Genomic DNA, 11,884 nt, shown 5'->3' on the forward strand with positions numbered 1-11,884 from the left:
ACCATTTAAGTGCTCTTAGTACGATTTATGCTATCTAAGCCACCTAATACGCAGCCAGCAACCAAACCTGCGAGGTGTGCGGTATTGGCTATAGCCATAAATGGTTGCACAAAACCCAGCACTAACCATACCAACATAAAACCAAGAATAGGTTTAGGTATGCCTAACCCAAGTTGTGGTGCGCGCACCGAAACAACCCAAATATATCCGACTAAGGCGTACACAACCCCACTAAGGCCACCAAAGTTGGCACCATCAATCCAGTATTGAGCACAACCTGAGATGAGTGCGGAGAATAAGAAAATTTTCGTCAGACGAGCTCGCCCTAATTTTTGCTCGATATCACCACCGAGTTGCCACCACCAAAGTAGGTTAAAGGTGATATGCAGTACAGAGAAATGCAGTAGCGCATGCGAGAAATAACGCCATACCTGCCATTGTTGTTCGCTAACCGCGGGGAAATGTAGCCAAGAGAATACTTGCTGTTGCATCCCTAGAATACGAAGTCCATAAATTAGGATAGATATCGCCATAATCAGCAAAGTCATTGGCCCAGCTTTGGCTTTAATCATCTGCAAAAAGCTAGGAGTGGAATAACTGAACTTTTGGGTGCGAGTTTCAGCCATGTGCCAAGATGCGGCTTGGTATTTTTTATGGTTAGGATCTTTTAAAAACAGTTCTAGTTCTTGCTGCACTTCTGGCAACGCATCTTCATCATGCAGCCAAATCGCAAACTGACCATCCCCTTCTCCCACTTGAGAAAGAGTCACCTGCTGTGAGGCCATGTAGTCAATAAAGGCTTGAGCGATACGCGGGTTGTTAATCTGTATTAAACGAATCATTCATGGACCTCGATTGGCAGTTGTTGACGCTGCCAAGCCTCAAAGCCACCATCAATACTAAATACTTGCTCAAAACCTTGGTTAAGTAAGTACTGAGCAACCCCCACACTGCTAATACCGTGATAGCACATCACTAGGATAGGATCGTCAAACTCCACCGAATTCATGAATTCAGCAATGCTCTGATTGGTCAAATGAAAAGCATCTACTGCATGCGCCACAGTAAACGCTTGAATATCACGAGTATCAACCAGTTTTGCTTGCTGTGCTGATAACATCTGGTGTGCTTGATGAACACTGATTCGTTGTATTTCTTCCATTATTTGTTTTCTCTTAAAAAATCCTATCCAAAGCCAATAAGGAATTTTATCCCTAATACAAAGAGCATAATGATCAATTTACCACCAGCTGTGGGTAAACCTGTGGATTACGTTGATAAAGTGTTTTTAGCAAAGATGATCCACAATATCTAGTATTGATCCTTAATAATGTGTTGATTTAAAATTATCTATCCCCACCAGAGATATCGATGATAACCCTTGCTTTAACTGAGTTAAAGACATGCTATCGAAATTTATCCCACAGAGTTATCCACAGAAAAACCGCCTAAATAACAGGGTAAAACCGATCCTAATAAAAAAGGCCAAGATCTCTCGATCTTGGCCTTTAAAGAAATTTTATATTGCTTACAAATCGCCAACTGCCAATTTAAGCTTTTTCATCGCATTCTTTTCTAACTGACGAATACGTTCTGCCGAAACACTGTAGGTATCTGCCAGATCTTGTAAGGTGAGCTTTTGGTCATCTAACCAACGAGCACGCACAATATGCTGACTACGCTCATCAAGAGTGGCTAAAGCACTCGCTAGACGTGCATTAGTGTGGCTTTCCCAGTTATCCGCTTCAATAGAATCTGCAATGTCTGAATCTTGATCTTCAAGATACAACGCAGGTGCGACTGGATTGAAGTTCGTCGCCGTATCGTCATCAGCTGAAAACTCAAATGTAGCATCTTGAGCAGCCAAGCGAGATTCCATTTCACGAACTTCGGAAGGTGACACACCTAACTCATTCGCTACTGTCTCAACTTCACCATTGTTAAACCAACCTAAACGTTTTTTATTTTTACGCAGGTTGAAGAACAGTTTACGTTGAGCTTTAGTAGTGGCGATTTTAACAATACGCCAGTTACGCAATACGTACTCGTGAATCTCAGCTTTAATCCAATGAACTGCAAATGAAACTAGACGAACGCCCACTTCAGGATTGAATCGCTTAACGGCTTTCATTAGTCCGATATTCCCTTCCTGAACTAAATCAGCAAGCGGAAGACCATAACCAGAGTAACCACGGGCAACATAAACAACAAAGCGCAAGTGAGATAGAATCAGCTCTTTCGCTGCCTCAATTTCGCCATTGTAATGTAAACGTTCGGCAAGCTCTCTTTCTCGCTCTGCGGTTAACATAGGGTAACCGTTTGCTGAGCGGATGTAGCTATCTAGGCTATCTTGAGATACCAACGCCATTGAAAACGCTTTACTAGCCATTCAATTCCTCATTCATTGAACTTTACTACTTAACATTATTAAATTAGGCATGCCTAAAAGAATAACGGACTGAACATTATGCACAGAATTCAAACTAGAGCAAGTCTTAGTCTGTGAGTTGAGACATACACATTATCCCCCCTCTATCTATTATGACCAGCAAATTCTACACAGGTTCAATTTCAGAAAGATGACGGCGCGCAGAAGCTTGAGCGGCAAAGAGACCTAAAAAGCTTCCTACTAACAAAAGGATAACGGATTCATCTAAACCCAATGGGCTAAGAATAAAGCTACTATCATAAAGTGATGCCACCGACTGCACCGTACTTCCCAAAAACAGTGATAAAGATAGAGTAATTAACCAAGCTAATAGTGCGCCCAATAAACCAAACCACATTCCGGTATAGAGGTATGGACGTAAGATAAAGCTATTGGTTGCCCCAAGAAACTTCATCACTTGGATTTCTTCTTTTCTCGCCAATACATTGAAACGCATGGTATTACCGATAATTAAAATCACCGCTACTAACATCATGCACGCCAAAGCAATAGCCAACGAACTGCTTAGTGTTTTCACAGCATCAAAACGCTTCAACCAATCTTGATCAACACGTACATCAGTAAACACATCAACCGACTTCGCCAGTTCCAGAATATGTTGTTGAGTTGCCTTGGACGCTTGCGCAGGATGAATAACCAGTAATGCTGGCAATGCGTAGTCATTCAAAAGACTGATGGCGTCATTAAACCCTGCATGTGAACTTAAATCTTGTAAGCCTTGTTGAGACGAAATGTACTCGACCGCTGAAACGGACTCATCGCTCTCTAGCTTATCCTTGATAAGCATAATTCGAGCTTCGGATGTCCCTTCTTGTAAGTAAGCACTTACCGCCGCTGGTTGGCTAACTTCTTGAGCGGCATCTAAAATATTCTTAGCCACAACATATAAGCTAGAAGGCAGAGCTAATACAATCGCAATCACCGCTAAAGTAAACAAGTTACCTAGTGGACGATCCATTATCTCGCGTAAAGAATCTTTAGCCACTATGTAGTGTGAACGAAAATACCCTATTTTCTCTACAGAACCTTTACTGGCCATAACCTGCTGCCTCACTCAAAAATCCTTGGTTCAATTCAAAACGGCGATATTGCTTGCGCATTTCCATCATGCCCACATCATGCGTCGCAATCAGAATAGAAACACCCGCACGGTTAAACTCTTCAAATAAACGGAAGATACGATTAGATAGCTCAGGATCTAAGTTCCCGGTAGGCTCATCGGCAAGCAATAAAGTGGGTCTATTCACTACAGCACGCGCAATCCCCACCCTTTGTTGCTCACCACCAGAAAGTTGCGAAGGTAAACAGCGGGCTTTTTCAAGCAAACCGGTTTTATCAAGAGCGGCACTGACTCGACGTTTAATCTCATTTTCAGCAATAGACTCTATGCGCATCGGCAATGCCACGTTGTCATAAACGGTTCGGTTCATTAACAAGCGGTGGTCTTGGAAAACAATTCCGATATTACGTCTTAATAGCGGGATCTCTTTATCCCCAATACGGGTAATGTCATGCCCATTGAATGCAATCTTACCGTCGGTAGGTCGCTCCATCGCGCAAATAAGTTTCAGTAAAGTACTTTTACCTGCGCCAGAGTGACCGCCAAGAAAAGCCAGTTCGCCTTTTTTTAAGTGAAAATCGACTTTTTGCAATGCCTGATGGCCACCACGGTAAGCCTTACTCACCTGTTGAAAATTAATCACAAAATCATCCTTGCGCTTGGCTTCTAATCTTCTCTACTAAACAATGCATCGATAAAATCTTGCGTTTCAAATGGACGCAAGTCTTCAATACCTTCACCCACACCAATATAACGAATTGGGATATTAAACTTGTCTGCAATCGCAAAGATAACGCCACCTTTCGCGGTTCCATCCAGTTTCGTTAACGTAATACCCGTAACCGGTTCTACATCACTAAACAGTTTAGCTTGGCTCATCGCATTTTGACCGGTACCCGCATCTAAAGTCAGCATGATCTCATGCGGGGCACTGTCATCAATTTTCTTCATCACGCGAACAATCTTACGCAGTTCTTCCATAAGATTACTTTTGTTCTGTAGACGCCCTGCTGTATCTGCAATCACCACGTCATAGCCGCGAGCTTTAGCCGCTTCAATTGCATCGTAGATAACAGAAGCACTGTCTGCGCCAGTATGTTGTGCAATAACAGGTACGTCATTGCGTTGACCCCATACTTGCAACTGCTCCACCGCCGCCGCACGGAAAGTATCCCCTGCAGCCAGCATGACTTTTTTGCCTTGCCCTTGGAACTGCTTGGCAAGCTTACCGATAGTGGTTGTTTTACCAACGCCGTTCACGCCTACCATTAAAATAACATACGGTGTTTTTTGTTCATCAATATGTAAAGGCTGCTCTACTTTTGCCAAAATCTCAGCAAGCTCTTCTTTTAAAAGATCATATAAAGCTTCACCATCTTTTAGCTGCTGCTTAGAGGCTTTCTCTGTCAGGCTGTCGATGATTTTCATGGTCGTTTCCATGCCAACATCCGCAATCAGAAGTTGCTCTTCTAATTCTTCAAATAGGTCATCATCAATTTGCTTGCCTTTAAACAGGCCAAAGAAACCCGCACCAATATTCGCTTTGGTTCGTGCAAGGCTACGTTTTAAACGAGCAAAGAAGCTCTCTGTCGGCTTCTCTTGCACCTCTGGCTGAATCACATCGTCGGCTACGAGCTCAGTAGGTTCTGGCTCTTGTGCAGGTTCAATTGCATCTTGCGCTTCGATTTCTGTCTCGGCTTGCTCGGGTGTATCTTCTACTTCGGTCGCCTCTTGTGCGACAACCTCACTATCAGACTCATCTACCGGCGTTACTGCTTGTTCAGTAACTTCAGTATCCAGCTCCTGCTGTTCGTTAACGTCCGTTTCTTTTTGCTCTGATTTTGTTTGATCTTCTTCACCAAAACCAAGCCAAGACAATAAGCCGCGTTTTTTCTTATCCGTCATCGAAGACTTTCCCAATTACTCATGATTCGTGCGTATATACAATGCAATTGCGCAGTGTACGTTTAATTAGCGATGATTAATCTCGTATTTACGAGTACAATTTTAAAATAATTAATTGGGTATGATACCACTTATTCCATGGCCAAAAATAGCATGAGAAAACATCAACGCTCCTCTTCTTCACAAAATAATAAGGGTTCAGGGTCAATCCGCATCATTAGCGGGCTTTGGCGAGGCCGAAAATTACCGGTTCATGACGCCGAAGGTTTACGCCCAACCACAGATAGAGTGAAAGAAACCTTATTCAATTGGATTGCCAGTGACATCCCCAATGCACGTTGCTTAGACCTATTTGCAGGGTCAGGTGGCTTGGGTTTTGAAGCCGCATCAAGACAAGCCGAAGAAGTGACTCTTATTGAGTTAAATGTAAAAGCATTTCAGCAGTTACAACAGAACATGCAAGCGGTGAAAGCGACCAACATCACCCTATTAAATCAAAATTCATTAAACTTCTTGAAACAACCAGGGAAGCCATACGATATTGTGTTTATCGATCCTCCCTTTCGTCAGGGCCTTCTGCTAGAAGCCATCGAACAACTAGAAAACAATGGCTGGCTGAGTGATCAGGCTTTAATTTACATTGAAACTGAAAAAGAACTGGCAATGCCTGCATTACCCGATAATTGGACAATGCACAGAGAAAAAGTGGCGGGACAGGTTAGATTCCAACTATTTATAAGAGAGTAAGAATGAAATACCTTTTGATACTTGCAAAGGCGGCCATCGCCTTTGTATGGTTTGTGCTTATCTATAATCTTTTTCAGCCGTTTCCCGGCAAAGCGGCCATTGCGCTTTATATCATGACCGCCTTCCTATTCATGATGCACGGTCTACAGTCTGCAATCTTCCTTGGTGCATTTGGCGATAAAGTGAAACTCAGCTCGTGGGAAAAATGGTCAATTTTGATCTTTGGTATTTTTGCGTTATTGGATATTCGACGCAAACATATGATGGACTAGTCTCGCTACTTAGCATGAATACAAAAACGCACTTTTTAGTGCGTTTTTTTGTTTGAAATAGCCGAAGTAGGTCGCTTTTCACAAATTACAGACGTAAAAAAGCCCCACTCTTTCGAGTGAGGCTTCGTTATAGTGGTCGGTGAAGAGGGATTCGAACCCCCGACCCTCTGGTCCCAAACCAGATGCGCTACCAAGCTGCGCTATTCACCGACAAGTTTCATTTCAATCTAAATTGAAATAGGGAACCGAAGTTACCAAATGATGGGGTGGCTAACGAGATTCGAACTCGCGACCACCGGAATCACAATCCAGGGCTCTACCAACTGAGCTATAGCCACCATCAATTTTTTATCATCACCGCTTTCGCCATGATTCTTTGTAGTGGTCGGTGAAGAGGGATTCGAACCCCCGACCCTCTGGTCCCAAACCAGATGCGCTACCAAGCTGCGCTATTCACCGACAAATTTTAGAAAATTTCGTTTACCAGAGGCTTACCTCTAGTCCCGCTATTCTCAAAGACAGGATGCACTATCAAGTAATGTTATCACCGACTTAATTTCATCCCGATTTAACATCGAAATAGGAAACCGAAGTTACCAGAATAATGGGGTGGCTAACGAGATTCGAACTCGCGACCACCGGAATCACAATCCAGGGCTCTACCAACTGAGCTATAGCCACCACTATTTTTTTGCCAATACGCTGTTTGCTAAAAACAGGCTTCCGGATGGTACGCCCGAAAGGATTCGAACCTTCGACCTTTGGCTCCGGAGGCCAACGCTCTATCCAGCTGAGCTACGGGCGCATGCCCTATCGGCGGAGTGGAATAATACGGATATCACAGTTTGCCGTCTAGTACTTTTTACAGTTTTTTTTGTGTTTGTGCTTTTTTTCAACGAAAACGATCATTATGTCGCTATTTTTAGATGTGATTTAACCCTCGCCCTCGTAAAGATATAGTTTAATGCAACATTCATAAGATATATAATCACCCAACATTTACAACACTTTAACAGTTGGTGATTTCATTTTGTGCGATCTGCACACGAATGGTCAACCGGTTAGCGCTTACCTAAGAATTAAAAGAGAATGAATGGATATGTCTCGTAAACTTGTTACTTTATTTACCGTTGCGCTGGTTTTTTCTGGTGCTAGCTTTGCTTCATCGGATCAAGCTGATTATGACGCAATTGCTGAGCGTATTAAGCCTGTCGGCAATGTTTATATCGCTGGAAGCGAGCCAGAAGCTGAAGTTGTGGCGGCAGGTCCTCGTGATGGCGCTACCGTTTATGGCACTTTCTGCCTAGCGTGTCATAGCTCTGGGGTGGGCGGTGCACCTAAAATAAATGATGCTGCCGATTGGAGTCCTCGTATAGCGCAAGGTAAAGAAACTATGGTTGAGCATGCGATCAATGGTTTCAATGCGATGCCAGCAAGAGGGGCATGTATGGATTGTACTGATGAAGAAATCGTTGCCGCTATTGACCATATGATTGCCAACCTTTAATCACTGATCATATACGCGATTAACATAAGGTTGCGAAGTTTGTTAAAAAGATGGCTTGCGCCATCTTTTTTTATTTTTTAAACATTGCTCTAAGGTTTGCGATATGTGCTTGCCCTTTTTGCATGCGCTCTTCTTTGGTTTGTTCTTTCTTTTTCACTTCCCACTCAAGATCATCAAAAGGCAATTCATCCAAGAAACGGCTTTGAGTTGGCTTGATTAACTCTCCGTACTGACGACGCTCTTTACATACCGTAAAACTCAGCTCTTTTTGCGCTCGCGTAATACCCACGTACATTAAGCGACGCTCTTCATCTACGTTTTCTTCGTCGATACTGGTTTGGTGCGGCAATATGCCTTCTTCTGCTCCCATTAAGTATACGTACGGAAACTCAAGGCCCTTAGAGGCATGTAAGGTCATTAGTTGCACTTGGTCCGCTTCGGCATCGTCTTCCCCACGTTCCATCATGTCACGCAGTGTTAAGCGTTGTACCACTTCTTTGAGGGTTTTCTCTTCTTTGTCATAGTTGTCCCCCTCCAGATCCGCCACAATCCAACTATACAGATCGGACACGTTTTTCATGCGCATTTCAGCCGCTTTTGGGCTGGCTGAGGTTTCATACAACCAATCTTCGTAGTTAATATCACGCACTAAACTGCGTACCGCTTCCACGGTATTGCCACGCTCAGCGTTATCACCCACTCGCACCAACCACTCAGTAAAACGTCTTAGGCTTTCTAAGCCTTTACCGGACAAGGTTTGCTCTAAACCAAGTTCAAAGGAAGCTTCAAATAAGCTTTTACCACGCATATTGGCGTAACTGCCTAGCTTCTCTAAAGTCACCGGGCCAATCTCACGGCGTGGGGTATTCACAATACGCAAAAACGCATTGTCGTCGTCAGGGTTCACTAACACTCGTAAATACGCCATCACATCTTTAATTTCCGCTCTAGAAAAGAAAGAGGTTCCTCCGGAAATTCGGTAAGGAATACGGTTTTGCATTAAAGACTTTTCGATTAATCGTGATTGGTGATTACCACGATACAAGATGGCGTAATCTCGATAGTGAGTTCGATTAACAAACTTATGTGCAATGATCTCACCCGTGATACGCTCGGCTTCATGGTCTTCATTTTTTGCCATTAACACTTTAAGCTTTTCACCATCAGGAATTTCTGAGAAAAGCTTTTTCTCATATACGTGAGGGTTATTGGCAATCAAAATATTGGCTGAGCGCAAAATTCGGCTGGTTGAACGATAGTTTTGTTCAAGCTTAACCAATTTTAGATTTGGGTAATCTTCGCCAAGTAAGACTAAGTTTTGCGGTTTAGCCCCACGCCAAGAATAAATAGACTGATCATCATCACCTACCACTGTTAAGCGACCGCGTTCACCCACCAGCAATTTAACCAGTTCATATTGACTGGTGTTGGTATCTTGATACTCATCGACTAATAAATAACGAATACGCGCGCGCCAGCGTTCTCGCACCTCTTCATTTTGCTTTAATAGCAATACAGGCATCAAAATTAGATCATCAAAATCTAGCGCGTTGTAAGCCACCATTTGACGTTGATACATCTCAAAACAGTCAGCAAATAATGTGTGTAACTCACCTTGCGCTGAAGCTCTAGCTTGGGCAGGAGTTAACATGTCGTTTTTCCAGTTGGAGATAGTACTCACTAACTGACGCAGTAAGTCTTTATCTCCTTCCAAAAGATCTTCGGTTAACTCTTTAAGCATGGAAAGTTGGTCTTGATCGTCAAATAACGAAAAACCTGCTTTTAGACCTAGCGCTTTGTACTCTCGACGAATGATGTTCAGGCCTAGGGTGTGGAAAGTAGACACCATCAGCCCTTTAGATTCATTTTTACCTAAAGTTTGCCCAACTCGCTCTTTCATTTCGCGAGCAGCTTTATTGGTAAAAGTTACCGCCGCGATATTACGCGCCTTATAGCCGCACTGCTGAACAAGATAAGCAATCTTATTGGTAATTACGCGCGTCTTACCTGAACCTGCTCCTGCTAATACCAGGCAAGGCCCAGACACAAATTTTACCGCTTGGTCCTGCTGTGGATTTAGCCTCATAACGTCACCGAGATACAAAAAAGGGCTCTAATGATACTTCTCAGCATGTTCATTTCCAATCGAATTTTCCTTTTTGAAATGCTTACCTATGCTTACAAATGGTTGCTTTTCAATATTTGGCCATTAAAATGAATGAACGTTCATTCATTTCTGGTAGGGTTACTACAAAATGGCATCAAAAACCAAGCGTCAAGATATCTTAGAGGCAGCAGTAGCTATACTCGGTCAAGACGGTTTCAAAGGCCTTTCCATACAAAAATTAGCCAGCGAAGCCAATGTCGCAACCGGTACGGTTTATCTCTATTTTAAGGATAAAAACCACATCATTACCGAAGCAAGGCTTTGGCTCACTAAACAAGTGGCTGACATCATTCAAAACAATGTAGATCCAAATCAGACACTGGAACAAAGATATAAAACAATGTGTAGCAACGTATGGAGTATAGGCGAGTCTCATCTACGACTATTGCAAACGCATGTTTTGTACGAATCATTACCTGCTACTTTAAATAATGAAATTCGAAGTTTAGAAAAGAAATTCTTTGATCCTCTACTGAGTGTTTTTAATGAAGGAAGAGAATCTGGCGAGCTGAAAGATCTCCCCGACCCTATTTTATATACCCTTAGCTTGGAAAGTTGCGTGAGCTTAACTCGCAAACACTTCCAAGGTATTGAATCTATCGACAACACCATCTATCAACAGGCCATCCGCGCGAGCTGGGAAGCCATTACAACAAAATAACTGGAGAACCGTCCCATGAAAAAGTGGACACTAATCATGCTTCTTATTGCTATCGTTTTATTTGGTAGCGTAATTGGCTTTAACATCTTCAAGCAACAGAAGATAGCGGAGTACTTGGCTAATCGCCCAGAACCAGAATATCCAGTGACTGTAATTAAAGTAGCGGCTGATGACTGGACACCAAGCATTGATGTAATTGGCTTCATTGAACCTTTGCAGGGCGTTACATTAACGGCGGAAGCCAGTGGTATCGTCACTAAAATTAACTTTGTATCAGGTCAGAAGGTCTCCAAAGGTGATTCTCTGGTATTGCTTGACTCTGATGTAGAAAAAGCCAATTTACAGAGTGCTGAAGCGCGCCTGCCTGCCTCTGCTGCTAAATATAAGCGCTACAAAGGTCTATATAAGAAAGGGGCTATCTCTCAAGAGGATTATGATGAAGCAGAAGCATCTTACCTTTCTTTAAAAGCCGATATCACAGGTCTCAAAGCGACCATCAACCGTCGTGATGTGGATGCACCCTTCTCTGGGGTTATTGGTATTCGTGGGGTTAATCTAGGCGAATACATGCAAGCCGGCAGCCGAATTGCACGACTTGAAGACATCAGCGTAATGCGCCTGCGATTCACCGTTTCACAAAATGACATCTCACGTATCAACATTGGTCAATCTATTCGTATTGAGGCGGACTCATACCCAGGTCGTATTTTTGACGGCACTATCTCTGCCATCGAGCCTGCTATTAACTACCAAAGCGGTCTTCTACAAGTACAAGCGGAAATCCCTAACACACAGGGCATGTTACGATCGGGCATGTTTGCACGCGCACAAATTGTTCTGCCAACAATGACCGAACAAGTGGTTATCCCGCAAGTGGCAATCTCTTACACGTTATACGGAGACAGTGTGTTCGTTCTTGATGAAGAAACACACCGCGTAAGCCAGCGAGTGATTAAAGCGGGCGAACGTACGCAAGATAAGGTACGCATTTTAGACGGTGTGAAACCTGGCGAAATGATTGTAACTTCAGGCCAAGTTCGATTAAGCAATGATTCTAAAGTGAAAATTGTAGAAAGCGACGCGACAAATCCTCCAGCTGAACTACCGATGTTGTAA

At 43.1% G+C, this 11,884-nt stretch carries 12 protein-coding genes and 5 tRNA genes; 5 read left to right on the forward strand and 12 right to left on the reverse strand.

Annotated features, from left to right (window positions below; all coding sequences use genetic code 11):
* Positions 1-5: 5 nt before the first annotated feature.
* From glpG to ftsY, 6 genes are all read right to left on the reverse strand, one after another.
* Complete coding sequence (gene glpG / locus OCU38_RS12245) at positions 6-842, reverse strand: rhomboid family intramembrane serine protease GlpG (RefSeq protein ID WP_261823245.1); 837 nt, start codon at positions 840-842, stop codon at positions 6-8.
* A complete protein-coding gene (gene glpE / locus OCU38_RS12250) occupies positions 839-1,162 on the reverse strand; it encodes a thiosulfate sulfurtransferase GlpE (RefSeq protein ID WP_261823246.1) in 324 nt (107 codons plus the stop codon). Before glpE ends, glpG begins: the two co-directional genes overlap by 4 nt.
* A gap of 366 nt (positions 1,163-1,528) precedes the next feature.
* Positions 1,529-2,389 carry an RNA polymerase sigma factor RpoH gene (gene rpoH / locus OCU38_RS12255; RefSeq protein WP_023405280.1) on the reverse strand — a complete coding sequence of 287 codons (861 nt, stop codon included), beginning with the start codon at positions 2,387-2,389 and terminating at the stop codon, positions 1,529-1,531.
* Positions 2,390-2,555: 166 nt separating this feature from the next.
* Complete coding sequence (gene ftsX, locus OCU38_RS12260; protein WP_261823247.1) at positions 2,556-3,488, reverse strand: permease-like cell division protein FtsX; 933 nt, start codon at positions 3,486-3,488, stop codon at positions 2,556-2,558.
* Positions 3,478-4,152, reverse strand: coding sequence for a cell division ATP-binding protein FtsE (gene ftsE, locus OCU38_RS12265; RefSeq protein ID WP_023405278.1), 675 nt, complete (start codon positions 4,150-4,152; stop codon positions 3,478-3,480). The genes ftsX and ftsE overlap by 11 nt, the downstream gene beginning before the upstream one ends.
* 23 nt (positions 4,153-4,175) lie before the next feature.
* Positions 4,176-5,414: a signal recognition particle-docking protein FtsY gene (gene ftsY, locus OCU38_RS12270; protein WP_261823248.1), complete on the reverse strand. Its 1,239-nt coding sequence runs from the start codon at positions 5,412-5,414 to the stop codon at positions 4,176-4,178.
* 153 nt (positions 5,415-5,567) lie between these two features.
* On the opposite strand from ftsY, the gene rsmD reads away from it, so the two are divergent.
* Together rsmD and OCU38_RS12280 are read left to right on the forward strand one after the other, a co-directional pair.
* Positions 5,568-6,161: a 16S rRNA (guanine(966)-N(2))-methyltransferase RsmD gene (gene rsmD, locus OCU38_RS12275; RefSeq protein ID WP_172972847.1), complete on the forward strand. Its 594-nt coding sequence runs from the start codon at positions 5,568-5,570 to the stop codon at positions 6,159-6,161.
* A 2-nt stretch (positions 6,162-6,163) separates the two neighbouring features.
* Positions 6,164-6,433, forward strand: a complete 270-nt coding sequence (locus OCU38_RS12280) for a DUF1145 domain-containing protein (RefSeq protein ID WP_023405275.1) — start codon at positions 6,164-6,166, stop codon at positions 6,431-6,433.
* A 133-nt stretch (positions 6,434-6,566) separates the two neighbouring features.
* Here the strand turns inward: OCU38_RS12280 and OCU38_RS12285 are convergent.
* The 5 genes from OCU38_RS12285 to OCU38_RS12305 form a co-directional block, all read right to left on the reverse strand.
* Positions 6,567-6,643, reverse strand: a tRNA-Pro gene (locus tag OCU38_RS12285).
* A gap of 52 nt (positions 6,644-6,695) precedes the next feature.
* Positions 6,696-6,771 (reverse strand) — tRNA-His (locus OCU38_RS12290).
* A 44-nt stretch (positions 6,772-6,815) separates the two neighbouring features.
* Positions 6,816-6,892: transfer RNA gene (locus tag OCU38_RS12295), tRNA-Pro, on the reverse strand.
* 146 nt (positions 6,893-7,038) lie between these two features.
* Positions 7,039-7,114: transfer RNA gene (locus tag OCU38_RS12300), tRNA-His, on the reverse strand.
* 47 nt (positions 7,115-7,161) lie between these two features.
* Positions 7,162-7,238: transfer RNA gene (locus OCU38_RS12305), tRNA-Arg, on the reverse strand.
* Between the two features lie 288 nt (positions 7,239-7,526).
* Between OCU38_RS12305 and OCU38_RS12310 the strand changes: the two genes are divergently transcribed.
* Positions 7,527-7,940 carry a c-type cytochrome gene (locus tag OCU38_RS12310; RefSeq protein WP_261823249.1) on the forward strand — a complete coding sequence of 138 codons (414 nt, stop codon included), beginning with the start codon at positions 7,527-7,529 and terminating at the stop codon, positions 7,938-7,940.
* A 70-nt stretch (positions 7,941-8,010) separates the two neighbouring features.
* Here the strand turns inward: OCU38_RS12310 and rep are convergent, their stop codons facing one another.
* Positions 8,011-10,026 (reverse strand): DNA helicase Rep, encoded by a 2,016-nt coding sequence (gene rep / locus OCU38_RS12315; RefSeq protein ID WP_023405273.1) that lies wholly within the window; start codon positions 10,024-10,026, stop codon positions 8,011-8,013.
* 169 nt (positions 10,027-10,195) lie between these two features.
* On the opposite strand from rep, the gene OCU38_RS12320 reads away from it, so the two are divergent.
* Positions 10,196-10,768 (forward strand): TetR/AcrR family transcriptional regulator, encoded by a 573-nt coding sequence (locus tag OCU38_RS12320; RefSeq protein WP_261823250.1) that lies wholly within the window; start codon positions 10,196-10,198, stop codon positions 10,766-10,768.
* A 15-nt stretch (positions 10,769-10,783) separates the two neighbouring features.
* Entirely contained in the window at positions 10,784-11,884 is a 1,101-nt protein-coding gene (locus OCU38_RS12325; protein WP_261823251.1) for an efflux RND transporter periplasmic adaptor subunit, read from the forward strand.

It is taken from the genome of Vibrio neonatus (assembly GCF_024346975.1).
In the GTDB taxonomy this organism is placed as follows: domain Bacteria; phylum Pseudomonadota; class Gammaproteobacteria; order Enterobacterales; family Vibrionaceae; genus Vibrio; species Vibrio neonatus.

Bases quoted from the DNA above. Each gene is read 5' to 3' on its own strand.
- glpG (WP_261823245.1), bottom strand. From the start codon at position 842: ATGATTCGTTTAATACAGATTAACAACCCGCGTATCGCTCAAGCCTTT.
- glpE (WP_261823246.1), bottom strand. From the start codon at position 1,162: ATGGAAGAAATACAACGAATCAGTGTTCATCAAGCACACCAGATGTTA.
- rpoH (WP_023405280.1), bottom strand. From the start codon at position 2,389: ATGGCTAGTAAAGCGTTTTCAATGGCGTTGGTATCTCAAGATAGCCTA.
- ftsX (WP_261823247.1), bottom strand. From the start codon at position 3,488: ATGGCCAGTAAAGGTTCTGTAGAGAAAATAGGGTATTTTCGTTCACAC.
- ftsY (WP_261823248.1), bottom strand. From the start codon at position 5,414: ATGACGGATAAGAAAAAACGCGGCTTATTGTCTTGGCTTGGTTTTGGT.
- rsmD (WP_172972847.1), top strand. From the start codon at position 5,568: ATGAGAAAACATCAACGCTCCTCTTCTTCACAAAATAATAAGGGTTCA.
- OCU38_RS12280 (WP_023405275.1), top strand. From the start codon at position 6,164: ATGAAATACCTTTTGATACTTGCAAAGGCGGCCATCGCCTTTGTATGG.
- OCU38_RS12310 (WP_261823249.1), top strand. From the start codon at position 7,527: ATGGATATGTCTCGTAAACTTGTTACTTTATTTACCGTTGCGCTGGTT.
- rep (WP_023405273.1), bottom strand. From the start codon at position 10,026: ATGAGGCTAAATCCACAGCAGGACCAAGCGGTAAAATTTGTGTCTGGG.
- OCU38_RS12320 (WP_261823250.1), top strand. From the start codon at position 10,196: ATGGCATCAAAAACCAAGCGTCAAGATATCTTAGAGGCAGCAGTAGCT.
- OCU38_RS12325 (WP_261823251.1), top strand. From the start codon at position 10,784: ATGAAAAAGTGGACACTAATCATGCTTCTTATTGCTATCGTTTTATTT.